General features: G+C 72.3%; 20 protein-coding genes. 8 read left to right on the forward strand and 12 right to left on the reverse strand.

The window, feature by feature from the left end; all coding sequences use genetic code 11:
- Nucleotides 1–23 precede the first annotated feature (23 nt).
- The 4 genes from M4V62_RS12555 to recA form a co-directional block, all read right to left on the reverse strand.
- Entirely contained in the window at nt 24–2,567 is a 2,544-nt protein-coding gene (locus tag M4V62_RS12555; RefSeq protein WP_249587347.1) for an FtsX-like permease family protein, read from the reverse strand.
- A complete protein-coding gene (locus M4V62_RS12560) occupies nt 2,564–3,304 on the reverse strand; it encodes an ArsR/SmtB family transcription factor (protein ID WP_249587348.1) in 741 nt (246 codons plus the stop codon). The genes M4V62_RS12555 and M4V62_RS12560 overlap by 4 nt, the downstream gene beginning before the upstream one ends.
- Nucleotides 3,305–3,555: 251 nt before the next feature.
- On the reverse strand, nt 3,556–4,305 hold the full coding sequence (recX, locus tag M4V62_RS12565) for a recombination regulator RecX (RefSeq protein WP_249587349.1): 750 nt from the start codon (nt 4,303–4,305) through the stop codon (nt 3,556–3,558).
- Between the two features lie 3 nt (nt 4,306–4,308).
- Nucleotides 4,309–5,433, reverse strand: a complete 1,125-nt coding sequence (gene recA / locus M4V62_RS12570) for a recombinase RecA (RefSeq protein ID WP_249587350.1) — start codon at nt 5,431–5,433, stop codon at nt 4,309–4,311.
- A gap of 192 nt (nt 5,434–5,625) precedes the next feature.
- Between recA and M4V62_RS43885 the strand changes: the two genes are divergently transcribed.
- Both M4V62_RS43885 and M4V62_RS12575 read left to right on the forward strand, forming a co-directional pair.
- A complete protein-coding gene (locus M4V62_RS43885) occupies nt 5,626–5,940 on the forward strand; it encodes a hypothetical protein (protein ID WP_425575316.1) in 315 nt (104 codons plus the stop codon).
- Entirely contained in the window at nt 5,886–6,629 is a 744-nt protein-coding gene (locus tag M4V62_RS12575; protein ID WP_425575315.1) for a hypothetical protein, read from the forward strand. The genes M4V62_RS43885 and M4V62_RS12575 overlap by 55 nt, the downstream gene beginning before the upstream one ends.
- Here the strand turns inward: M4V62_RS12575 and M4V62_RS12580 are convergent.
- Nucleotides 6,623–7,951: an AI-2E family transporter gene (locus tag M4V62_RS12580; protein ID WP_249587351.1), complete on the reverse strand. Its 1,329-nt coding sequence runs from the start codon at nt 7,949–7,951 to the stop codon at nt 6,623–6,625. The genes M4V62_RS12575 and M4V62_RS12580 overlap by 7 nt on opposite strands.
- A gap of 103 nt (nt 7,952–8,054) precedes the next feature.
- On the reverse strand, nt 8,055–8,249 hold the full coding sequence (locus tag M4V62_RS12585) for a DUF3046 domain-containing protein (protein ID WP_249587352.1): 195 nt from the start codon (nt 8,247–8,249) through the stop codon (nt 8,055–8,057).
- Nucleotides 8,250–8,328: 79 nt separating this feature from the next.
- Here M4V62_RS12585 and M4V62_RS12590 point away from each other — a divergent pair, with 79 nt between their 5' ends.
- A complete protein-coding gene (locus M4V62_RS12590) occupies nt 8,329–9,294 on the forward strand; it encodes a hypothetical protein (protein ID WP_249587353.1) in 966 nt (321 codons plus the stop codon).
- Here M4V62_RS12590 and M4V62_RS12595 read toward each other — a convergent pair.
- Nucleotides 9,265–10,464, reverse strand: a complete 1,200-nt coding sequence (locus tag M4V62_RS12595) for a PucR family transcriptional regulator (protein ID WP_249587354.1) — start codon at nt 10,462–10,464, stop codon at nt 9,265–9,267. The two genes, M4V62_RS12590 and M4V62_RS12595, sit on opposite strands and share 30 nt — an antisense overlap.
- Nucleotides 10,465–10,614: 150 nt before the next feature.
- Here M4V62_RS12595 and M4V62_RS12600 point away from each other — a divergent pair, with 150 nt between their 5' ends.
- A complete protein-coding gene (locus M4V62_RS12600; protein WP_249587355.1) occupies nt 10,615–11,994 on the forward strand; it encodes an alkyl sulfatase dimerization domain-containing protein in 1,380 nt (459 codons plus the stop codon).
- Nucleotides 11,991–13,349, forward strand: coding sequence for an MFS transporter (locus M4V62_RS12605; protein WP_249587356.1), 1,359 nt, complete (start codon nt 11,991–11,993; stop codon nt 13,347–13,349). Before M4V62_RS12600 ends, M4V62_RS12605 begins: the two co-directional genes overlap by 4 nt.
- Here M4V62_RS12605 and M4V62_RS12610 read toward each other — a convergent pair.
- Genes M4V62_RS12610 through M4V62_RS12620 form a run of 3 tightly spaced genes read right to left on the reverse strand, consistent with a single transcriptional unit; the run spans nt 13,318 to nt 15,388 of the window.
- On the reverse strand, nt 13,318–13,626 hold the full coding sequence (locus tag M4V62_RS12610; protein ID WP_249587357.1) for an AzlD domain-containing protein: 309 nt from the start codon (nt 13,624–13,626) through the stop codon (nt 13,318–13,320). The genes M4V62_RS12605 and M4V62_RS12610 overlap by 32 nt on opposite strands.
- On the reverse strand, nt 13,623–14,453 hold the full coding sequence (locus M4V62_RS12615; RefSeq protein ID WP_249592802.1) for an AzlC family ABC transporter permease: 831 nt from the start codon (nt 14,451–14,453) through the stop codon (nt 13,623–13,625). Before M4V62_RS12615 ends, M4V62_RS12610 begins: the two co-directional genes overlap by 4 nt.
- A gap of 11 nt (nt 14,454–14,464) precedes the next feature.
- A complete protein-coding gene (locus M4V62_RS12620) occupies nt 14,465–15,388 on the reverse strand; it encodes an AraC family transcriptional regulator (protein ID WP_249587358.1) in 924 nt (307 codons plus the stop codon).
- A 79-nt stretch (nt 15,389–15,467) separates the two neighbouring features.
- Here M4V62_RS12620 and M4V62_RS12625 point away from each other — a divergent pair, with 79 nt between their 5' ends.
- From M4V62_RS12625 to M4V62_RS12635, 3 genes are all read left to right on the forward strand, one after another.
- A complete protein-coding gene (locus tag M4V62_RS12625) occupies nt 15,468–20,186 on the forward strand; it encodes an ATP-dependent helicase (protein ID WP_249587359.1) in 4,719 nt (1,572 codons plus the stop codon).
- A 115-nt stretch (nt 20,187–20,301) separates the two neighbouring features.
- Nucleotides 20,302–21,102 (forward strand): Fpg/Nei family DNA glycosylase, encoded by an 801-nt coding sequence (locus tag M4V62_RS12630; protein WP_249587360.1) that lies wholly within the window; start codon nt 20,302–20,304, stop codon nt 21,100–21,102.
- A gap of 100 nt (nt 21,103–21,202) precedes the next feature.
- A complete protein-coding gene (locus tag M4V62_RS12635; protein ID WP_249587361.1) occupies nt 21,203–22,006 on the forward strand; it encodes an SDR family NAD(P)-dependent oxidoreductase in 804 nt (267 codons plus the stop codon).
- On the opposite strand, the gene M4V62_RS12640 is transcribed toward M4V62_RS12635, so the two are convergent.
- Nucleotides 21,954–22,289: a hypothetical protein gene (locus tag M4V62_RS12640; protein ID WP_249587362.1), complete on the reverse strand. Its 336-nt coding sequence runs from the start codon at nt 22,287–22,289 to the stop codon at nt 21,954–21,956. The genes M4V62_RS12635 and M4V62_RS12640 overlap by 53 nt on opposite strands.
- A gap of 121 nt (nt 22,290–22,410) precedes the next feature.
- Nucleotides 22,411–22,881, reverse strand: a complete 471-nt coding sequence (locus M4V62_RS12645) for a Dps family protein (protein WP_249592803.1) — start codon at nt 22,879–22,881, stop codon at nt 22,411–22,413.
- Between the last annotated feature and the right edge of the window lie 75 nt (nt 22,882–22,956).

Consider the following 22,956-nt stretch of genomic DNA (forward strand, 5'->3'; position numbering starts at 1 on the left):
CGCCCACCATTGCGTACTGCCTCTTACTCCTTCGCTGTCGCCACCGTGACGGGGCGCGGCCTCAGCGCGACCCGGCCCGGGAGCGCGGTCGCGGTGAGGGCGAGCAGAGCCGCGACGGCCACCACGGATACGTAGACCAGGGGTGTGATCGAGGGCGCGGCACTGCCGGTCATGCCGACGCTGAAGGCGGTCAGGACGGCGAGCGCGATGCCGCTGCCGATGGCGGTGCCGATGAGCAGGACGGACAGGGCTTCGGTGCGCAGCATGCGCAGGACCTGGCGGCGGCTCGCGCCCGCGAGGCGCAGCATCGCGAACTCACGGATGCGCTCGGAGACGGACATCGCGAGGGTGTTGACGACGGCGATCGCTGTGAAGGCCAGGATGAGGCCCATGGCGAGGTAGTTCACCTCGGCGTTCGCCTGCTGGCGCTCGGCCTGGAGGTTGTCGGCGGCGGCCGGGGCGAGCACCCGCACGCCCGGGAACTTCGCGACGCCTGCCGCGAGTTGTTCCTGTGTACGGTCGCTCTTGATCAGGACCGTGGCGGCGAGCGGGTTGTCGACGTGGCGGGCGACCAGGTCGTGCGCCATGGTCAGATCTCCGAACCCGAGCCCGCGCGCGTACACGGCGCTGACCTCCAGCGCGGTCTTCGTGCCGTCGCCGAGCGTGAGCTTCAGAGTGGAGCCGGGCTTCAGACCGAGCTGGTCGGCGGCCAGTTCGCTGACGGCGACGCTGTCCTTGCCGAAGCCCTTCAGGGATCCGGCGGTGACGTCCGGGTCCCAGGTGCGGGTGAGTCCGGCCGTGCTGACGCCCTGCGCCGGGTACTTGTCGAGTCCCACGCGCACGGTGGTGCGGACGACTTCGGTGGCGGCCTCGACGCCTTCGGTCATACGCAGCTTCTGCGCGGCCTGGGCCGGGACGCCCGGCCCCTGTGCCGCCAGGACCCAGTCGGCGCGGATGCCGTCGCGGGCCTGCGCGCGGGCCGCGTCGCCGAGGGTGGGCTGGACGAACAGGACGGTGCAGGTCATGCCGGTGAGGAGGGCGAGCGGGGTGACGGCTGCCGCCATCCGGGCCGCGTTGCCGCGGAGGTTGGCGTGCGCGAGACGGCCGCCGGGGCCGGAGAGCCGCAGCGGTCCGCGGAGTGCGGCGGCCGCCGCCCTGACCACGAGCGGGCCGAGGAGCGCGACGGCGGAGGACAGGACCACAACGGCCAAGAAGGTCACGGGAGTCGAAGCGGGCTCGGTGCGCAGCACGCTGAGCACGGCGACCAGTACGGCGCCTCCGGCGAGCACGACGAGACCCGCGACGATGCGGCTCCACGGCGGCCGGGCGCGCTCGACACGTGCTTCGGCGAGGGCCTCGGCCGGGCGGATACGGGCGATGCGGCGCGCCGAGAGACGGGCCGCGGCCCAGGCTCCGAGCAGCGTCGCGGCCACGGCGGCGAAGAGCGGGAAGACGCTCACGGTCCGCTCCAGGGTGGCGGGGACCGCGCCCATGTCCACGAACTTGCCGTGCAGCCAGCCGCCGAGCGGGATTCCGGCGAGCGAGCCGGTGACGCCCGCGGCCGCTCCGACGATCAGTGCCTCGCGGCCCAGGAGCCCCCGGATCTGTTTCGGGGTGGCGGCGATGGCGCGGAGCAGGGCGAGTTCGCGGTGGCGCTGCTGCACGGAGAGGGCAAAGGTGCCGACGACCACGAGGATGGCGACGAGGAGGGAGGTGCCGCCCATGGCACCTCCCATGCTGACCAGCTTGACGCGGGCGCCCGCCGCGTCGAGGAACTCCACGGGGCCACGGTCGTCGCCGGTGCTGACCTGCGCCTTCGTACCGGCGAGAGCCTCTGTGACCGCCTTCTTGAGGTCATCCGTCGCGGTGCCCTTGGCCGGCATGACGCCGAGGGTGGTGATCCGTCCGGGGTGGGCGGCGAGCCGCTCGGCCTCTCCCGCGGAGAAGAAGAGGGACGTCTGGTGGGCGAGGGCGCCTTCGGCGGGGGACGCGACACCGGTGATGCGGTAGGAGCGCGGGGCCTGGGTCGACTGGACGGTGAGACGGTCGCCGGTCTTGAGGTGGGCGCGTCCGGCGAAGTCGCGGTCGATGACGAGGTCGCCGGCGGCGCGCGGGGCCTTGCCCTCGACGAGCCGGAAGGGGGTCAGCGCGGCCGACTCCCAGGCGTGGCCGTACGCGGGTCTGTCGGTGAGGTCACCGGCGGCGGGGGTCAACGGCACGGCGAGGAAGGTGAATTCGGGCACGACCTTGCCGACGCCGGGCACGTCCTTGAGCTTGTGCGCGATGCCGTCCGGCAGCCAGGCCCGCTCGGCGATCGGCTTGGCCTTGTGCTTGACCTTGGTCTTGCCCTTCTTGTGCTTGACGGTGGTCTGGTGGACGTTCTGGTCGGCGGAGACGACGACGGGGGCCGCGGCGTAGCGCTCGGTCTGGATGGTGCCTCGCAGGCCGGTCTCCAGGAGGGTGCCGCAGGCCGTGATGAGCGCGGCGGCACACATCAATGCCAGGAAGGCGCCGAGGAATCCGCCTTTGCGGTCTCGGACTGTCTGCAGTGCGTAGCCCAGCATCATGATGTCGCCTCGGGCTCGGTGGAGTGGGAGGGCGGAGGGGTGGAGGCTTCGGTCGACGCGGGCGGCGCAGGCGCTTGGGTCGGCGCAAGAGCTTCGGTCGGCGCAGGAGCTTCGGTCGGAGCAAGAGCTTCGGTCGACGCTGGCGCGGGGAACGCCAGGAGGCGCGTGAGCACGGTGCGGGCGTCGGCCGACGTCTCGGCGTCGGGGCGCTTGTAGCGGTTGAGCAGGGCGATGTACTCCTCGAAGAACTCGCGGAGTTCGGGGAGCGTCAGCCGGATCGCGCCGCGCGAGTACGGAAACGCGTCGGCCCACTCATCGGGTCCGGCATCGCTGTCGCCCGCTTCACCTGCGTCTCGCTGTAGCTGCTCGAAGAGCTCCAGGTCAGCGGCGTACGAGAGGTAGTTCAACTCGTCCATGACGAGCCGCGTCTCGGCGTTCTGCTTGCTGCGGGGCGGGAAACGCCGGTCGCCGGGGACCGCGCGCCACCAGCGTTCACGTCCGTGGCCCGTCCCCGCGGTCTCCTCGACGAAGCCGTAGCGGGCGAGCTCGCGCAGGTGGTAGCTGGTGGCCCCGGTGTTGAGGCCGAGCGCCCTGGCGAGCGTCGCGGAGGTGGCCGGGCCGTGCACGGTGAGGTGCTGCAGCATCTGCTGGCGCCGGGGCTGTGCGAGCGCCTTGAGGACGCGGAGGTCGCTCAGCTCCTCGGGGGCGCCATCGGTCGTGCCGGGTTCCTTTGCCATGCGTACACAGTCGTCTGTGCACAGGTTCCTGTGCAGTGCGGTGGACCGGCGTCTTCAGTGGGGGGTTAACCCCACCCCTGGGGCGGAGAGGGGGAGTTGCGCTTGTGTTGCGCGCCCCTTGGGTCCCCCCTGATGCGCCCTGCTGTGCCCCTTCGAAGCAACCCCGCGGAACGCGAAAGGGCCGGGCCGCGGTTCGCACCGCGCCGCCCGGCCCTGACCTGGGCCCCACCCCCGCGAGGGCCCTGGTCAGCTCATCCCCCGTCGTACCCCAAGTCCCCCGTGTCCTCGCCCTCTTCCTCGATTGCCTGCCGGACGATCCGCAGAGCCAACCCTTCCGAGTAGCCCTTGCGGGCGAGCATGCCCGCGAGGCGGCGCAGTCGCTTGTCGCGGTCGAGGCCCCGCGTCGCGCGGAGCTTTCGGGCGACGAGCTCGCGTGCGGTCGCCTCCTCCTGCTCCGAGTCGAGCTGTCCGACGGCCTCCTCGATCAGCGTCGCGTCCACGCCCTTCGTGCGCAGCTCCTGCGCGAGCGCCCGTCGGGCCAGACCCCGGCCGTGGTGCCGGGACTCCACCCACGCGCCCGCGAAGGCGCCGTCGTTGATCAGACCGACCTCTTCGAAGCGGGTCAGCACTTCGTCCGCCACGTCGTCCGGGATCTCCCGCTTGCGCAGCGCGTCCGCCAGCTGTTTGCGCGTGCGCGGGGTCCCGGTGAGCAGGCGCAGACAGATCGCCCGCGCCTTCTCACCTGGATCCGTCGGCGGCTCCCCCTTCTTCTCGGCCCTCGACGAGGAAGGGGGGCCGCTGTCCTGTGAGCCGTCGCCCCGGCCTTCGCCGAAGCCGCCACGCCGTCGGCGACCCCTCCGGCCGCCGCCCCCGCGGAAGCCGGTGCCGTCACCCTCCTGGTCGGCGCCGCCCTGATCCGCACCGTCCGCGAAGCCTCGGCCCGCGGGGTCGGTGTGGTGCTCGGGGGTGATCTGGTCCGCCCAGTCCGTGCGCCGCGTCATGGATCAGCTCTTGGCCGCGGCGGCCTTGGGCTTGGTGGCCTTGGTCGCCGGTGCGGGCACGGTCTTGGCGGCGTCCTCTGCCGCGTCCCCCGCGTCCTTGGCCGGCTCGGCGGCGGACTCCTCCGTCTTCGGCTTCACGCCGACGCCCAGCTTCTCCTTGATCTTCTTCTCGATCTCGTCGGCGAGATCGGGGTTGTCCTTCAGGAAGTTGCGGGCGTTCTCCTTGCCCTGGCCGAGCTGGTCGCCCTCGTACGTGTACCAGGCGCCCGCCTTGCGGACGAAGCCGTTCTCCACGCCCATGTCGATCAGGCCGCCCTCGCGGCTGATGCCCTGGCCGTACAGGATGTCGAACTCGGCCTGCTTGAAGGGCGGCGCGACCTTGTTCTTGACGACCTTGACGCGGGTGCGGTTGCCCACCGCGTCCGTGCCGTCCTTCAGCGTCTCGATGCGCCGGATGTCGAGCCGCACCGAGGCGTAGAACTTCAGCGCGCGGCCACCGGTCGTGGTCTCCGGGGAGCCGAACATCACGCCGATCTTCTCGCGCAGCTGGTTGATGAAGATCGCGGTGGTCTTGGACTGGTTGAGCGCGCTGGTGATCTTCCGGAGCGCCTGGCTCATCAGACGGGCCTGCAGACCCACGTGCGAGTCGCCCATCTCGCCCTCGATTTCCGCGCGCGGCACCAGGGCCGCGACGGAGTCGATGACGATCAGGTCGAGCGCGCCGGAGCGGACCAGCATGTCGACGATCTCCAGAGCCTGCTCGCCGTTGTCCGGCTGGGACAGGATCAGGTTGTCGATGTCGACACCCAGCTTCTTCGCGTACTCGGGGTCGAGTGCGTGCTCGGCGTCCACGAAGGCGACGGCGCCGCCCGCGCGCTGTGCGTTCGCCACCGCGTGCAGCGTCAGCGTCGTCTTACCGGAGGACTCCGGGCCGTACACCTCCACCACACGGCCACGCGGGATGCCGCCGACGCCGAGCGCGACGTCGAGCGCGGTCGATCCCGTGGGGATGACCTCGATGGGGTCGTTCGGCCGCTCGCCCATGCGCATCACTGCGCCCTTGCCGAATTGCCGTTCAATCTGTGCGAGCGCGGCTTCGAGCGCCTTCTCGCGGTCGGTTCCTGCCATGGGTTCCACCCGATTTGCTTGTGTCGATCGCTTCACGTCAATGACGCTAGCGCCTGCCACTGACAATCCGCCCCGACGCCCGTCCGGCCTGTGGATAACTCGAGGCGATCGCCCCGCCGAAATCCGCCGGAGCCCCAGGGATCCCCCCGCGAAAACCCCGGGAAAACGCCGCCAGGCAACCTATAAGAATGGATGTTCGATTTTGGTGTCAAGCGCACCACGCGGCTCCACCGAGGGTACGGAAGGGTCCGGTCCGCCGGGCGCACCTCGCCCCCACGACCCGCCGCGTCGCGCTCCCGCACCCGCACCCGCACCCGCACCCGCACCCGCACCCAGGGCTACTCCCCCGGGCGTACGCGCATCGCCTTCGGCCGGACGACGACCGGCCCGCGTCCTCCCGCCAGGCTCGGCCTCATGGAAAGTCCGCGCTCGACCGCCTCCGCCACCGCCCTGTGGCGCTCGGCACGCCCCGCCGAACGCCTCAGCTGCGCGACCGGCGCGTCCTGATCCTCTCGGGCCTCGCGCACCTGCTGGTCTTCGCGGTCGACGGCGGACCGTGGGAGGGTCCCGCCTCCTGGCGCAAGCCGGTCACGTTCGGCCTCTCCTTCGGCCTGACCCTGATCGCCGTCGCCTGGGTGACGTCGTATCTGCGGATGGGGGCCCGCACCCGGGCGGCGCTCCTGGTCCCCTTCGCGGCGGACTGCGTCCTGGAGGTCGGCGGGATCGCTCTTCAGGCGTGGCGGCGGGTGCCCTCGCATCTCAACATGGAGAGCGGCGTCGACTCCGCGGTGTCCATGTCCCTCGCGGTGGGCGGCGGAATCCTCGTCGTCCTGCTGTCGGCGTTCGCGGTCGCCTCGTTCCGGCACCGGCCCACGGGACCCACCGGCATGCCGCTCGCCCTCCGGTCCGGCTTCGCCATACTGCTCGTCGCCCTCGCGTCGGGTGCCGCGATGATCGCGCGCGGTGTGTTCCTGCCCCGGAGCGGCCACCAGGAGTCGGCCTACCGCTCCACAGCGGCACTCAAGCCGCCGCACGGGGTGAGCCTGCACGCCGTCCTGGTGCTGCCCGCGCCCGCCTGGCTGCTCTCCCGCACCTCCTGGGGCGAGCGGACGCGGCAGCGGGTGATGACGGCGGCCGTCGGCTGCTACGCGGTCGCTGTTCTCGGCCCCGGCATCTGGGGCGTGGTCACCTACTGACGGCCGTCCGAGCCCGGCTCCCGGCCCGTCCCCTGTGCGGAGCCGGGCCCCGAACCCGCGGCCTCCTCCGCCGCAACCTCGGCCTCCGACGCCCCTCCCGGCCGGTTCGGCCCGCGTAGAGCACGCCGCACGCGCGTGAGGAGGGACGCTCCGCCCTTGCGCCGGTGCCCGTGGACGCGCGGGTCGTCCGTGACGTCGTACCGCTTCACGTACGCCCCCAGGAAGGCCTGCAGGGTCGCGATCGCCGGGATGGAGATCAGGGCGCCTACCGCGCCGAGGAGCGCCGTGCCCGCGATGACCGACCCGAAGGCGACCGCCGGGTGGATGTCCACGCTCTTGGCGGTGAGCTTGGGCTGCAGGACGTAGTTCTCGAACTGCTGGTAGACCACCACGAAGATCAGCACCCACAGCGCGTACCAGGGGTCGACCGTGAAGGCGATCAGCATCGGCAGGGCGCCCGCCAGATACGTGCCGATGGTGGGGATGAACTGCGAGACCAGGCCGACCCACACCGCGAGCACGGGCGCGTACGGCACGCCGAGGGCCTGCAGCAGGATGTAGTGCGCGACTCCGGAGATCAGCGCCATCAGGCCGCGTGAGTAGAGATAGCCGCCGGTCTTGTTGACCGCGATCTCCCAGGCGCGGAGCACCTCGGCCTGCCGCGCGGGCGGAAGGACCGAGCAGAGCGCGCGCCGCAGCCGCGGTCCGTCGGCCGCGAAGTAGAACGAGAACAGCAGGACCGTCAGGAGCTGGAAGAGGCCGCCGAGGACCTGCGCCGACACGTCCAGGACGCCGCTCGCGCTGTTCTGCACGTACTTCTGCAGCCAGTCCGAGTGGACCAGGCTGTCCTGGATCTCGACCCGGGACAGCTCCGTATGGAACGTCTGGTTGATCCAGCTGATGACGTCGTCCAGGTACTCCGGGAAGTCCTCGACCATGTCCACGATCTGGCCCGCCAGCATCGAACCCATGAGCGTGATGAAGCCCGCGCTCGCGATCAGGACGCCGAGGAAGACCAGGAAGGTGGCGAAGCCCCTGCGCAGCCCGCGCGCGGCCATCCAGCTCACCGCGGGCTCGACCGCGAGCGCCAGGAAGAACGCGATCAGAATGTTGATCAGCAGGCCGGTCAGCTGGTGGAAGGCCCAACTGCCCAGCTGGAAACAGGCGATGAGCGCGAGGGCGAGCACCATGGCACGCGGCAGCCAGCGCGGCATGCTGGCGGCCCGCCCGGTCCCGGCCCCGCCCGGGGGCTGTGCGGGCGGCGTGGTGCCGAGCGGAGCTACGTCCTGGGTGACCTGCGCGGTCTCGTCTGTCGATGACACGGAGCCAGTCTCGCCCACGCCACCGACATTCGGCCGCCGCCCCCGCATCTTCACGCCGAAGGGGGCCCGCGACGAGCGCCGGAGGGCGGCGAACTGTCCGCCCTCAGCGCCTTTCGGCCGGTACGTCCATCGCCGTGCACACGGCGCGCCAGATGTCCTTGGCGTCCCAGCCCGCGTCCAGTGCCTGATGCACCGTGCGCCCGCCGAGCTCCGCCATCACGTGATCGCGAGCGAACGAGTCGGCGTACCCCTGTCCGAAGTGGTCCGCCATCCGCTCCCAGAAAATCGTCAACCGCATGCCTTCAGTATCGCGCCCTGGAGAGTGCAGCCGGACCCAGGGGGCTTGCCGAGGACGCGTTCCGGCCTACGGTCTGTGCATGGCCGAAACCGGAGCATCCCCGCACGCCGCGCCCTCGCCGGTCGCACGCGCAGAGCACTTCGTCTGGCTCACCGCGCGCGTCCTCGAGCAGCGGCGGTTCGCGTACCACTTCCTGAGCGGCACCGGCGGCACGACCGGCTCCGGAGCCGGCCCGTCGGCCGACGCGGTCGAGACCGCCCTGGCCGCCTACGACACCGAGGACGGCGGGTACGGATACGCGCTCGAACCGGATCTGCGCGGCCCGGTCAGCCAGCCCCTGCACGTCGGGCACGCGCTGCGCGTCCTGGACTCGATCCGGCGCTGCGGCGGGCGGCGGGTGGAGCGTGTGTGCCGCTATCTGACCTCGGTGTCGACACCCGACGGCGCCCTTCCGGCGATCCATCCCAGCCAGCGCGGCTATCCCTCGGCGCCGTTCATGCCCGTGGTGGACGATCCACCGAGCGAACTCCTCGCCACCGGTCCCGTGGTGGGCCTGTTGCACCGCAACGAGGTGTGGCACGCCTGGCTGTTCAGGGCCACCGACTTCTGCTGGGCCGCCGTCGAGTCGCTCGAGAAGTCCCATCCGTACGAGATCCAGGCGGCTGTCGCGTTCCTCGACGGGGCACCCGACCGCCCGCGCGCGGAGGCGGCCGCTGACCGCCTTGGCAGGATCGCGCGGGAGCAGCAGCTCGTGGCGCTCGACCCCGAGCGGCTCGACGCGTATCCCGTGGCGCCCGGCTACGCACCGGGTGAGCACCACTTCGCGCACGACTACGCGAAGGCACCCGAGTCGCTCGCACGCGCGTGGTTCACCGACGAGGAGATGGCGCGCTCCCTGGACCACCTCGAGCAGGACCAGCAGGAGGACGGCGGCTGGCCGATCAGCTGGCGTCAGTGGGCCCCGGCCGTCGCCCTCGAAGCGCGCCCGATGGTCACCATCGAGGCGCTGCGCACGCTACGGGCGTACGGACGGTCCATCGCCTGACGGGGGCTCCTCGGCCTCCCTCAGCAGCAGTGCCGCGATGGCCAGTGCCGTGCCGCGCGGCGCCGACAGGTCGATGCCGGTGCGTTCGCCGATCTTCGCGAGGCGGTTGTCGACGGTGTTGGGGTGCAGGCCGAGGGCGGCGGCGGTCGCCCTGCGCTCCTGCTGATGGCCGAGGTGGGTGCGCAGCGTCTCCAGGAGTTCGGGCCGGTCGGCGACCGGGTCGAGCAGCGCGGAGATGAGGTGGCTGCTCTCGTTGCGGCGGGAGAGGTGGTACTCCAGGAGCACGTCGGCCATGCGGTGCAGTCCCGGAGGCATCCCGCACGCGCGCGTGATGCGCAGTATCTCGGTCGCGGTACGGGCCGCGTCGGTCACGGCCTCGGGCCCGGCGGCGTCCACTGCGGCGACGCGTACGGGAAGGTCGCAGGCCTTGCCGAGGCGGCGCGGCAGATCCTCGGGGGGCAGGCATTCCTTGGGGACGATGACCCGGCCTCCGTCGGCCTCGAGGAGGGCGAGCACCTCCAGGTCGAAGGCGTGGTCCAGGGCGGTCTGCACGCGTCGCAGCCGCCGCCGTACGGCCACAGGGCCTTCGGCCGGCGCCCCGTCGAAGCCGATCGCGAGGACGAGCACGGGCCCCGCGAGGCGCAATTGGTCGAGCAGCACGTGGCCGGGCGGCACCATGCCGTCGAGCAGGCCGCGGACCAGGGAACTGCGCTGGGCGCGCTGCTCGGCCTCCAGGGCGGAGCGTTCGTCCAGGTAGGTCTCGGCCACGGCGCCGACGACCGCGGGGTGCGACTGCAGCAACACGTCGACGAGTTCGACCAGGGCCGCTTCCTCGCCGGGGCGTGCCGCGTCGCGCAGCGCCTGCCACAGGACGTAGACCCCCAGGGCGTGCGTACGCAGCAGCAGGTGCAGCGGCATGCCCTCTTCCGCCCGCTGCGCGGCCCGCTCGCGGAAGAGCCGGTGGCTGCCGGGCTGATCGGTGACGTGCCGCAGGAAGAGGCGCACTCCGTGGCGTGCGGTCGCGGCTATCTCCAGGTCCTTCACGTCATCGGGGAGCTCCGCATATCCGGGCAGTTCCTCGAACGACTCACGAGCCATCCGGCGCGCCAGCTCATTGACTCTCGGCTCGCAGCGCGCCGCGAGAGACCTCGCCTCGGAGGACAGTGGCACGGTGTCTCCTCTTCAGGGGGTCACGGTTTGTGACGCGTCACATTACCCACGGGACCTGTGTGTGACGGGAGTGGATGTTCGACCGCACGCCAGGGGTCGAAACTCGTGACCTGTGGCCATCCACCACTCCGGACACGAGGAGCCGCGGACATGACCGAGCACAAGGCAGTGGACTATGCCGAGTACGTCGACCGGGTGTGGCGGGGCGAGGAGACGCTCCTGTCCCACCTCACCGGCGCGTACACCGGGGACGAGCTGGTGCGGCTGCGTGAACGGGTGGGCTTCTTCCCGGCGTTCGCGAACGTCGCGGTGTTCGACACGGGCGACGGGGTGGTGCTCGTCGACTCGGGCGACTTCCGTACGGCACAGCAACTGCACACCGCGGTCGGTGGGTTCGGCGCCGGTCCGGTGCGCTCCGTGGTGTTCACGCACGGCCATGTGGACCACGTCTTCGGAGTGTTTCCCTTCGACCGCGAGGCGGAGGCTTCGGGCGTCCGGCCGCCCGAGGTGATCGCCCACGAAGGCGTCACCGCGCGCTTCGACCGCTACATCCGCACCGCCGGCTACAACTCCTGGATCAACCGCAGGCAGTTCGGAGTGCCCTCCCTGGAGTGGCCCACCACGTACCGCTACCCGGACACCGTCTACCGGGACCGCCACACCGTGCGCCGCGGCGAGCTGACCTTCGAGCTGTTCCACGCGCGCGGGGAGACCGACGACCACACCTATGTGTGGATACCGGAGCTCAAGACGCTCTGCACGGGCGACCTGTTCATCTGGAACTCGCCGAATGCGGGCAACCCCCAGAAGGTGCAGCGCTACCCGGAGGACTGGGCACACGCCCTGCGCGCCATGCAGGAACTCGGCGCCGAACTGCTGCTCCCCGGGCACGGCGTCCCCGTCGTGGGCGCCGATCGCGTGCACCAGGCGCTGGACGACACCGCTCGGCTCCTGGAGTCGCTGTGCGAGCAGACCAGGGCGCTGATGAACGCGGGCCACCGCCTGGACGCCGTCATCCACGGCGTCCAGGTCCCCGAGGAGCTCCTCGCGAAGCCGTACCTCCATCCCGCCTACGACGAGCCGGAGTTCGTCGTACGCAACCTCTGGCGGCTCTGGGGCGGCTGGTACGACCAGAACCCCGCGCATCTCAAGCCCGCCCCGGAGGCGGCACTCGCTGCCGAGTTCGCGAAGGCCGCGGGAGGCGCCCTCGCCTTGGCCCGGCGGGCCGGGCGGCTGCTGACCGACGGCGAGCCGCGTCTTGCCGCGCATCTGGCGGAGACGGCCGCGCTGGCCGCACCGGACGACGTCGAGGTGGCACGCGTGCGTGCCGAGGTGTACGCACTGCGCGCCCTCCAGGAGACGTCGACCATGGCGCGCGGAGTCTTCAACTGGGCGGCCGCGGAGTCGGCCGCCGTGGCCGAAGGAACGGACCTGGAGACGGAGTTGACGCGCACCCCCGAGGGACGCCGCCGGGCCGCCGGGGCGATCAGCGTAGGTGTGATCGACGACGAAGACGGCTGCTGCGGATGAGCGGCGCCTGGCGGACCACCTGGCTGCTCCTGGCCTTCATGGTCGTGAACTTCGCCGACAAGGCCGTCCTGGGGCTCGCGGGGCCGGAGATCCGGGCGGACTTCGGCATCACCCGCCAGGAGTTCGGCACCGCGCAGTCGGCGTTCTTCGCGCTGTTCTCGGTGGCGGCGCTCGTGGTCTCCGCTCTGACCCGGCGGGTGCGGACGACGCCGCTGCTCCTCGTGCTCGCCCTGATGTGGTCGGCGGCCCAGCTGCCGATGCTGTGGGGCGCGGCGGGGTTCGGCACCCTGCTGGCCACGCGGGTGCTGCTCGGCGCCGCCGAGGGGCCCGCGTCACCGGTCGCCATGCACCACGTGCACGGCTGGTTCGCGCAGCGTGAGCGGGCCCTGCCGACCGCGATCCTGCTGGTCGGCGCGGCGGCCGGGGTGGCTGTCGCCTCTCCGGTTCTGACCTGGGTGATCACCCACTGGGGCTGGCGCTGGTCGTTCGGCGTGGTGGGCCTGATCGGCCTGGTCTGGGCGGTGGCCTGGCGGGCCTGGGGCTCGGAGGGTCCGCTGGCGCCACCGGTCGGCAAGGAGGCGGCGGCAGTTGCGGGAACACCGGGAACACCGGGAACACTCTCCGTAGAGGCCCCCGCGAAGGCCCCCGCCGAGGCCGACAGCGTTCCGCTGCGCCGGATCCTCCTGTCGGGCTCGTTCGTGACGGCGGCATTCGGTGCCTTCGCGGCGTACTGGCTGATGAGCACCCTGCTGACCTGGACGCCCGACTACTTGGAGAGCGTCGTCGGCTGGGACCTCCACCAGGCGGGCACCCTGGTGGGCGTGGGCGCGCTCGCCAACGGCGCGGTGCTGCTCGTGCACGGGCTGATCGCGCAGCGCTCCGCGCGGCGGGGCGGCACCCCCTGGCTGCCGGTGGGCGCCGGTGCCGGGCTGCTCATGACGGTGGCCGGCTGCGCCGTCGCCACGTTCGGAGCGGTGGACTCCATGTGGATCAAGGTGCCGCTGATGATGGGCCCGATGGCCATGGCCATGGTGATGCTCACCGTGGCCACGACCGCCTGCGCACGGATCGCTCCGCCCTCGCGGCGGGGCCTCGTTCTGGGGGTGCTCACCTTCGTCTACGCGCTCGGCGGGATCCTCTCCCCCCTCGTCCTGGGCTCCATGGTGGACCGCGCCGCCACGGTGTCCGCGGGCTACGAGCAAGGCTGGCTGCTGACAGCGGTACTTCTGGTGACCGCGGGCGTTCTCGCGACGCTCTTCTGCCGTCCCGAGAAGGCGGCGCGACGGCTCGGGGTCCCCGAGACGACGGACACCGCGCCGGCGCTCACCCGGCGAGAGCCCGTACCCCCGCGGTGACGACCACCGCCGCCCCGATGACGACCAGGAACGGGGCGCGCAGCAGCAGCGCCACAGCCGCCGCCGTGAGCCCCAGGGCCTTGGCGTCGAGTTCCAGGACCCGCCCGTCGGCGAAGGCCTGCTGGGCCGTGAGGGCGGCGAGCAGCGCCACGGGAAGCAGGGCGGCCATGCGCTTGACTAGCGGGCGCTCCAGGGCGCCCGCGGGCACCAGCAGGCCCGCGAGCTTCACGAGGTAGCAACCGACGAAGGTCGCGCCGATCGCGATCCAGATGTTCAACGGTCTTCCCTCTGCGTGTCGTGCTGGATGTCGCTCCGGGGGTCATTGCGGGTGTCCCCGGGGCGTACGTCTTCCGTGGCGTCTCCCTTGGCTGCTGCCTTGGCATCTCCCTTGCGGCCCTCTACGTAGAGCACCGCCGGTGCGGCGAGTGCGGCCACCAGGACCGGCACCCCTGCGGGCAGTACGGGCAGCAGGCCGAGCCCCAGGACGACCGCGATCGCCGCCACGGCCCGCTCCGTGGTCGTCCGCAGCATCGGCGCGAGCAGCGCCAGGAAGACCGCGGGTCCCGCGGCGTCGAGCCCCCACGCGTCGGTGTCACCGATGGCCTCGGCGCCCAGCGCCCCGAGGAGCGTGGTGAGGTTCCACAGCACGTAGAGGCTCAGCCCGGTGACGGTGAAGCCGATGCGTGCGGCGCGCCGTGTCGGCTGGGCGAGCGAGACGGCGGTGGTCTCGTCGATGACCCAGTGGGCGGCGAACGGGCGCACCGCGCGCGGGAGGGCCAGCAACTGCGAGAGGCGCAGCCCGTAGAACGCGTTGCGTACGCCGAGGAAGAAGGCGCCCGCCGCGGCGGTGAACGGGTTACCGCCGCCCGCGAGCGCCCCGACCAGCGCGAACTGCGATGCGCCGGTGAAGACCAGCAGGCTGAGCGCGCAGGTCTGCAGCACGGTGAGGCCACTGCCTGCCGATGTCACCCCGAAGGCGAAGCCGGAGAGCCCGACGGCGATCCCGACGCCGAGGGCGTCGCGGACCACGGCGGAGTCGGGTTTCTGCGGTGTCCGGGGCGCCTGGTCGTCGTGCTCGGTCGCCCCTGGGACGTCGTGCTCGATCACGCCTGGGGCTATGTCTGCGGGATCCGCGGGTGTCGTCTGTTCTGCCACACCCCGGACGGTACGAGCAGGGCCGATTCCCGGTCTTGTACGTTCTTGCGCTCGCCTCGTACGTCCTTGCGCTCGCGCTGGTACGCCCCGGGCGGCACCCCGACGATCCGCGCGAAGTGCCGGTTCAGGTGTGGCTGGTCGGTGAAGCCCACGGCGACGGCCGCCTCCGCGGGAGCCGTCCCCACGTCCAGGAGGCGCCGTGCGGCCCGCACGCGCGCGTCGGTGAGCCATGCGTGCGGAGGCATCCCGTACGCGTCGCGGAAGGCCCGCAGCAGGGCGAACGGGCTGGCCCCGAGCTCGGTGGCGAGCCGCTCCAGGCTCGGCGGGTCGGCGAGCCGCTCCTCCAGGACGGCACGCGCGCGTGCCGCGGTCCTGGCACCCGCGGTGGGCACGGCACGCTGGGGAACAGGTCCGCCGTTCAGCCGCAGCAGCCGGGTCACGGCCACCCGCAGCAGGGTGTCGGCGGCTAGCGCGTTGCCCTCCTCCGCGGCACGCAGCACCCGGTGGACGAGGGTCACCGCGTACGGGTCCTCGAGCACCGGGCGGACGAAACCGGGGGTTCCGCGGATGCCGGTGGCCTCGGCGGCGATGGCGGCGACCAGATCCGGCGAGGGATAGACCGCCGCGTACCGCCAGCCCTCGGGCGCACCGGCCCGGCCCGTGTGGGTGGTGTCGGGGTTGATCAGGGCGAGCGTGCCCGGCCCCGCGTGCTGATCGGCGCCGCCATGGTGGAAGACGTCGACGCCCTCGGCGATCGCGGCGATCACGTAGTGCTCGTGGGTGTGCCGCACGAACGTCTTGTTGATGTAGTGGGCACGCAGCAGGTCGACCCCGGGCAGCTCCGCGTACCGCCAGTGCCGCGCCTGCTCCGCCGAACCTGCCATGACTCCATTCTGCGACAGCCGAGCAAACCCTTTTCCGCAGGTCGGCGCCGTTGTCAGTGGCGGGGTGCACGATGGGGTCATGGTCAGGTCCGCATCCAGTGCCCCCAGCGCCCGCAGCGCCCTTGACGGGTTCTCCCCCGCGACCCGCAGCTGGTTCACGGGGGCCTTCTCCGCGCCCACGTCCGCGCAGGCAGGGGCGTGGAAGGCCATCGGCGAGGGCTCGGACGTGCTGGTCGTCGCGCCCACGGGCTCGGGCAAGACCCTTGCGGCGTTCCTCGCCGCCCTCGACCAGCTGGCCTCGACCCCGCCGCCCGCCGACCCCAAGAAGCGCTGCCGGGTGCTGTACGTATCTCCGCTGAAGGCCCTCGCGGTCGACGTGGAGCGCAATCTGCGCAGCCCGCTGACCGGCATCCGCCAGGAGTCCGTGCGCCTCGGGCTCCCCGAGCCCGAAGTGCGGGTCGGCATCCGCTCGGGCGACACCCCGCCCGCCGAGCGCCGCTCCCTGTCCACGCGCCCGCCGGACATCCTGATCACCACACCCGAGTCGCTCTTCCTGATGCTCACCTCCGCCGCGCGGGACGCGCTGACGGGCATCGAGACGGTGATCCTGGACGAGGTGCACGCCGTCGCGGGCACCAAGCGCGGCGCCCATCTCGCCCTCTCCCTGGAGCGGCTCGACGAGCTGCTGCCCAGGCCCGCCCGCCGCATCGGCCTGTCGGCGACGGTCCGCCCGGTGGACGAGGTGGCGCGCTATCTCTCCCCGCAGCGCAGGGTGGAGATCGTCCAGCCGCCGTCCGGCAAGGAGTTCGACCTGTCCGTGGTCGTGCCGGTCGAGGACCTCGCCGAGCTCGGCGGTTCGCCGGTCGCCGACTCCGACCAGGGGGCGGAGCGCCCCTCGATCTGGCCGCACGTCGAGGAGCGCATCACCGACCTCGTCCAGGCACACCGCTCGACGATCGTGTTCGCCAACTCACGCCGTCTCGCGGAGCGCCTGTGCAACAGGCTGAACGAAATCGCGTACGAACGCGCGACGGGCGAGCCCCTCCCCGAAGACCACTCCCCCGCCGAGCTGATGGCCGAGTCGGGCGCGGCCAAGGGCGCCCCTCCGGTCCTCGCCCGTGCCCACCACGGCTCGGTCTCCAAGGAGCAGCGCGCGCTCGTCGAGGAGGACCTGAAAGCGGGCCGCCTGCCGGCCGTCGTCGCCACCTCAAGCCTGGAGCTGGGCATCGACATGGGCGCGGTCGACCTGGTGGTCCAGGTCGAGTCACCCCCGTCGGTGGCCTCCGGCCTGCAGCGGGTCGGCCGGGCAGGACACCAGGTGGGCGCGGTGTCCACCGGCGTCGTCTTCCCGAAGTACCGAGGAGACCTGGTGCAGGCCGCCGTGGTCACCGAGCGGATGCGGACCGGCTCCATCGAGTCGCTGCGCATCCCGGCCAACCCCCTGGACGTCCTCGCGCAGCAGCTCGTCGCGACGGTCTCCCTCGACACCTGGCAGGTCGACGACCTGCTGGCCCTCGTCCGCCGCGCCGCGTCCTTCGCCTCGCTCCCGGAGTCGGCGTTCACGGCCGTCCTGGACATGCTCGCCGGGCGCTATCCATCGGACGCCTTCGCCGAGTTGCGCCCCCGAGTGGTCTGGGACCGCATCGCCGGCACTGTCACCGGGCGGCCGGGCGCGCAGCGTCTGGCGGTCACGTCCGGGGGCACGATCCCCGACCGTGGCCTCTTCGGGGTCTTCCTCGCCGGCGCCGACCCCAAGAAGGGCGGAGGCCGCGTCGGAGAGCTCGACGAGGAGATGGTCTACGAGTCCCGGGTGGGCGACGTCTTCACGCTCGGCACGAGTTCCTGGCGCATCGAGGACATCACCCGCGACCGTGTGCTCGTCTCCCCCGCGCCCGGCGTCCCGGGACGGCTCCCCTTCTGGAAGGGCGACCAGCTGGGCCGCCCGCTCGAACTGGGCCGTGCGGTGGGCGCGTTCCTCCGGGAGGTCGGCTCCCTGTCGCGCGACGACGCGCGCGTGCGCCTGCTGGCCGCGGGCCTCGACGACTGGGCCGCGGACAACATCCTGACGTACCTCGCCGAGCAGCGAGAGGCCTGCGGCCACATCCCTGACGACCGCACGATCGTGGTCGAGCGGTTCCGCGACGAGCTGGGCGACTGGCGGGTCGTGGTGCACTCCCCCTTCGGCGCGCAGGTGCACGCCCCCTGGGCCCTCGCCCTCGCCTCCAGGCTGACCGAGCGGTATGGCATGGACGCCCAGGTCATGCACGCCGACGACGGCATCGTGCTGCGCCTGCCGGACGCCGACCTGATGAGCCTGGACCTGCTCGACCAGGAGCCCACCGACCAGCATCTGGAGTACGACAGCGATCAGGCACCCGTAGGAGCGGGAGACGTCGCCTTCGACAAGGGCGAGGTCAACCAGATCGTCACCGACCAGGTGGGCGGCTCGGCCCTGTTCGCCTCGCGCTTCCGCGAGTGCGCCGCCCGCGCGCTGTTGCTGCCGCGCCGCAGCCCCGGAAAGCGCACGCCCCTGTGGCAGCAGCGCCAGCGCGCCGCGCAACTGCTCCAGGTGGCCAGCGAGTTCGGGTCCTTCCCCATCGTCCTCGAAGCAGTCAGGGAGTGCCTCCAGGACGTCTTCGACGTCCCGGGCCTCACGGAACTGATGGGCGACATCGAGTCCCGCAAGGTCCGGCTCGTCGAGGTCACCACACCCGAGCCGTCCCCGTTCGCGCGCTCCCTGCTGTTCGGGTACGTGGCGCAGTTCCTGTACGAGGGCGACTCCCCCCTCGCCGAGCGGCGCGCGGCGGCCCTCTCCCTGGACTCCCGGCTGCTCTCCGAGCTCCTCGGCCAGGCCGAGCTGCGCGAGCTGCTCGACGCGGACGTCCTCACGGAACTTGAGCAGGAGCTCCAGTGGCGCACGGAGGACCGCCGCGTCAAGGACGCCGAAGGCGTCGCCGACCTGCTGCGCCTCCTCGGGCCGCTCACCTCCGCCGAGTTGGCCGAGCGCGGCGCCGAGCCGGAGTGGGCGCAGGAGCTGGCCTCGGCCCGCCGCGCGATCAGTGTCCGCATCGCCGGGGCCGACCACTGGGCGGCCATCGAGGACGCGGGCCGCCTGCGCGACGCGCTGGGCACTGCGCTGCCGGTCGGTGTCCCGGAGGCGTTCACCGAGCCCGTCAAGGACCCCCTCGGCGATCTCGTCGCGCGGTACGCACGCACGCACGGCCCGTTCACCTCGGCCACAGCCGCGGCCCGCTTCGGACTCGGCGTCGCGGTCACCGAGGGCGCGCTGCAGCGCCTCGCCGCCAACCAACGCGTCGTACAAGGAGAGTTCCATCCGGCGGGCATCGGCCAGGAGTGGTGCGACGCGGCCGTCCTGCGCCGCCTGCGCCGCCGCTCCCTGGCCGCCCTGCGGCACGAGCTGGAGCCGGTGCCGCCCGCCGCGCTCGCCCAGTTCCTGCCCCAGTGGCAGCACTTGAGCGGACACGGCCTGCGGGGCGTGGACGGCCTTGTGCGCGCCATCGAGCAGTTGCAGGGGGCGACGGTGCCGGCGTCCGCGCTGGAGAAGCTCGTCCTGCCCTCCCGCGTCACCGGGTACGCACCGGCGATGCTCGACGAACTCACCGCCTCCGGCGAGGTGGTGTGGGCCGGGGCCGGATCCCTGCCGGGCAAGGACGGGTGGATCTCCCTGTATCTGGCCGACGCCGCGCCCCTGCTCCTGCCACCGGCCCACCCCCTGGAGCTCACCGCGCTCCACCAATCGGTCCTCGACACCCTCTCCGGGGGCTATGGCCTGTTCTTCCGGCAGATCGCCGACCAGGTCCGCGCCACCACGCACCCCGATGCCTCCGATCCCCAACTGGCCGACGTGATCTGGGATCTGGCCTGGTCCGGAAGGCTGACGAACGACACGCTCGCCCCCATGCGCTCACTCCTCGGATCGGGCCGCACCGCGGGCTCCACCGCCCACCGCGCCAAGCGCTCCGCCCCGCGCGGACGCTACGGCACACTGACGGCCGCCGCCCGCCCCGCATCGCGTACGGGCCCGCCGACCGTGGCGGGCCGCTGGTCGCTGCTCCCCGCCCACGAACCCGACCCCACCCTGCGCGCCCACGCCCTGGCCCGCACCCTCCTGGACCGGCACGGCGTCGTGACCCGTGGGGCGGTCGCGGCCGAGGGGGTCGAGGGCGGCTTCTCGGCGACGTACCGCGTTCTGTCGGCCTTCGAGGACAGCGGTCAGGCGCGGCGCGGCTATGTCGTCGAAGGGCTCGGCGCCGCCCAGTTCGCCATGGACGGAGCGGTGGACAGGCTGCGCGCGGCGGCGAACGCCCGTGACCGCACGGACAGTTCACCGTCCGCCATGAACTACGCCCCGCACTCCCCGCACTCCCCGCGTTCCTCGGACACCCAGGCCCTCGTCCTGGCCGCCGCCGACCCGGCCAACGCGTACGGAGCCGCGCTCCCCTGGCCCGACCCGCCCACCGACGCGGGCCACAAGCCGGGCCGCAAGGCAGGCTCCCTGGTCGTCCTCGTCGACGGCGAACTGACCCTCTACATGGAGCGTGGCGGCAAGACCCTGCTGGCCTGGCCCGCGACCCCGCAGGACGACACCCCCGTCACCGAGGACGCCCGCCTGCACGCGGCCGCCGAAGCCCTCGCCGCAGCGGCCCGCGCGGGTTCACTCGGCACGGTCACGGTCGAGCGCATCAACGGAAGCTCGTCCCTCACCTCCCCGTTCGCCGCCCTCCTGGAAGGAGCAGGCTTCCACGCCACCCCCCGGGGCCTACGCCTGCGCGCGTAACGCCCCCACTACCGCCACCCCACACGACCACCACCTCACACAACCGTCGATCCCGCCCAACCACGCCCGAATCCCCTCACCCTCACCTCGCCCCCGACATGCCACCCTGGACCTCATGCCCGAAGGAGACACCGTCCACCAGGCAGCCCGGCGGCTGCACACCGCGCTCGCCGGGCACACCGTCACGCGCTCCGACCTCCGCGTCCCGAAGCTCGCGACCGTCGACCTCACCGGGCGCACCGTCCTGGACGTCACCCCGCGCGGCAAGCACCTCCTCACCCGCTTCGAGGGCGGGCTCACACTGCACTCCCACCTCCGCATGGACGGCTCCTGGAAGGTGTACGCCCCCGGCGAGCGCTGGAGCGGCGGCCCCGGCCACCAGATCAGGGCGATCCTCGGCACGGCCGACCGCACCGCCGTCGGCTACCGCCTGCCCGTACTCGAACTCCTCCGCACTGCCGACGAGCACAAGGCCGTGGGGCACCTCGGACCCGACCTCCTGGGCCCCGACTGGGACCCCGAGCAGGCCATCGGCAACCTCCTGGCGACCCCCGACCGCCCCCTGGGCGAGGCCCTGCTCGACCAACGCAATCTCGCGGGCATCGGGAACGTCTACAAGAGCGAGCTCTGCTTCCTCCTGAGCATCACCCCCTGGCTCCCCGTCGGCGAGCTCCCCGCCGAGACGGCATCCCGCCTCCCCGCCCTGGCCAAGAAGCTCCTGGAGGCCAACCGCGACCGCCCGGCGCGCACCACCACGGGCCGCGACCAAGCGGGCCGGCGCCTGTACGTCTACGGCCGTGCACCCCGCCCCTGCCTGCGCTGCGGCACCCCCGTCCGCACGGCCGAGCAGGGCGACGGCTCGCGCAGCCGCCCCACGTACTGGTGCCCCACCTGCCAACAGGGCCCGACCCCCTGAACCCACGGAGGCCAGACCCACCCCCCTCCACACGCACGCCCGACAGCCCATCCCCGCCCACCAGTTGACGCCCCGTCAGATCCCGCCGTACCGTCCCGTCATGCCCCTCACGGCGTACGACCTCAGCGGACGCACCGCATTCGTCACCGGCGCGGCCAGCGGCATCGGCAGGGCCTCGGCCGTGCTCCTCGCGGAAACGGGCGCCACCGTCCACTGCGCCGACCGCGACGCTCAGGGGCTCCACGAGACGGCCACGCTCATCAAGACCGCGGGCGGCACCGCGCACACCCACCCCCTGGACGTGGCCGACAGGACCCAGGTCGAGCAGGCCGTCGCGAGCGCCACAGCGGCCACCGGACGCCTCGACATCATGGCCGCCATCGCCGGGATCATGCACAGCAGCCCGGTCCTGGAGACCCGCGACGAGGACCTCGACCGGGTCCTGAACATCAACTTCAAGGGCGTCCTGTACGCCTGCCAGGCCGCGGCCCGCGCGATGATCGCAGCGAACGCCGACGCGACCGACGACGGCTCCCGCCGCCCCGGCAGCATCATCACCATGGCATCGGGCGCCGTGGACACCGGCGGTCCCGGCCTCCTCTGCTACGGCGCGGCGAAAGCCGCCGTCGTCCAGCTCACGAAGACCCTCGCCACCGAGGTGGGCCCGCACGGCATCCGCGTGAACGCCGTGGCACCGGGCTGGATCCGCACCCCCATGACCGACCGCCACGACTCCGCCGCCCAGGCGCACACCGAGGGGCTCATGGTCCGCATGTCCCCCCTGGGCCGCGTCGGCGAACCGGAGGACATCGCCCACGCCGTCCTGCACCTGGCATCCGACGCGTCCGCCTTCACGACGGGCCAGATCCTCCGCCCGAACGGCGGCGTCGCCATGCCTTGGTGACAGCGCCACCGGCGGCCTGAGCAGCGGACGTGGCCGTACGCTCCCCAGGCCACCGCAGCGCACCGTCCGACCGCCGGGCGCGCCCCTTGGACCAGTACGCGGCGCCCACCGCCCGGGACTTCGGCACACAGTGCACCGGCAGCAGACTCAGCCCCCACCCGCCGGCCGCGACGGCACCCTCCAGGACTCCCGCATCGGGCGCGAGGGCCAGCCGCAGCACGCCCCACCACCAGAGCGCACCGAACGCCAGAGCCGGCGCCCACCGCACGACTCTCCATGCCACGGCCACCACCTCCGTACGACGCCCGACGACTGGGACCGACGCGGGTCGACGCTAGACGCCCGACGTCACCGGGCGGGAGGGCGCACCACAGCGCACATGAGGCACGGCCTCCATCACCGGATCAACCGTTCTCCGCCTGGAACATCCAGTGATGCTTCTCCAGATCGGCCGTGATGCCGATGAAGATGTCCTGGCTCACCGGATCCGCCTCGCCGGTCGCCTCGACCCGCTCCCGCATCCGCGTGATCACCGCACCGAGCGCGTCCACGAGCGTCCCCACCGCGTCCGCGTCCTTGACCCAGCCGTCGGCGACCTCGCCGATGCCGCTGCTGCGCGCGACGGTCGCCGCACGGCCGTCCGGCGAGACACCGAGCGTGGAGGCACGCTCGGCCACCGTGTCGGAGTGCAGCCGCGCCGTGTCCACGACCTCGTCGAGCTGCAGATGGACGGACCGGAAGCGCGTCCCGACCACGTTCCAGTGGATCTGCTTGGCGACCAGGGAGAGGTCGACCAGGTCCACCAGAGCGCCCTGCAAGGCGTCCGAGACCGTCTTCAGATCCGCATCGGACAGAGGGCTCTTCACGACGTACATCCAGCCTCCAAAGCTCATGAAACCCCCGTAATCGAAAATCCCCACCAACAATGGCACAAGTGCACCAATCGGGGC

The sequence above is a fragment of the Streptomyces durmitorensis genome (assembly GCF_023498005.1).
In the GTDB taxonomy this organism is placed as follows: domain Bacteria; phylum Actinomycetota; class Actinomycetes; order Streptomycetales; family Streptomycetaceae; genus Streptomyces; species Streptomyces durmitorensis.

What these genes read in the sequence shown, in the direction of transcription:
- recA (WP_249587350.1), bottom strand. Translation starts at nt 5,433, where the DNA reads ATGGCAGGAACCGACCGCGAGAAGGCGCTCGAAGCCGCGCTCGCACAG.
- M4V62_RS12555 (WP_249587347.1), bottom strand. Translation starts at nt 2,567, where the DNA reads ATGATGCTGGGCTACGCACTGCAGACAGTCCGAGACCGCAAAGGCGGA.
- M4V62_RS12645 (WP_249592803.1), bottom strand. Translation starts at nt 22,881, where the DNA reads ATGTACGTCGTGAAGAGCCCTCTGTCCGATGCGGATCTGAAGACGGTC.
- M4V62_RS43885 (WP_425575316.1), top strand. Translation starts at nt 5,626, where the DNA reads ATGTTCGATTTTGGTGTCAAGCGCACCACGCGGCTCCACCGAGGGTAC.
- M4V62_RS12635 (WP_249587361.1), top strand. Translation starts at nt 21,203, where the DNA reads ATGCCCCTCACGGCGTACGACCTCAGCGGACGCACCGCATTCGTCACC.
- M4V62_RS12630 (WP_249587360.1), top strand. Translation starts at nt 20,302, where the DNA reads ATGCCCGAAGGAGACACCGTCCACCAGGCAGCCCGGCGGCTGCACACC.
- M4V62_RS12585 (WP_249587352.1), bottom strand. Translation starts at nt 8,249, where the DNA reads ATGCGGTTGACGATTTTCTGGGAGCGGATGGCGGACCACTTCGGACAG.
- M4V62_RS12605 (WP_249587356.1), top strand. Translation starts at nt 11,991, where the DNA reads ATGAGCGGCGCCTGGCGGACCACCTGGCTGCTCCTGGCCTTCATGGTC.
- M4V62_RS12600 (WP_249587355.1), top strand. Translation starts at nt 10,615, where the DNA reads ATGACCGAGCACAAGGCAGTGGACTATGCCGAGTACGTCGACCGGGTG.
- M4V62_RS12590 (WP_249587353.1), top strand. Translation starts at nt 8,329, where the DNA reads ATGGCCGAAACCGGAGCATCCCCGCACGCCGCGCCCTCGCCGGTCGCA.
- recX (WP_249587349.1), bottom strand. Translation starts at nt 4,305, where the DNA reads ATGACGCGGCGCACGGACTGGGCGGACCAGATCACCCCCGAGCACCAC.
- M4V62_RS12620 (WP_249587358.1), bottom strand. Translation starts at nt 15,388, where the DNA reads ATGGCAGGTTCGGCGGAGCAGGCGCGGCACTGGCGGTACGCGGAGCTG.
- M4V62_RS12625 (WP_249587359.1), top strand. Translation starts at nt 15,468, where the DNA reads ATGGTCAGGTCCGCATCCAGTGCCCCCAGCGCCCGCAGCGCCCTTGAC.
- M4V62_RS12560 (WP_249587348.1), bottom strand. Translation starts at nt 3,304, where the DNA reads ATGGCAAAGGAACCCGGCACGACCGATGGCGCCCCCGAGGAGCTGAGC.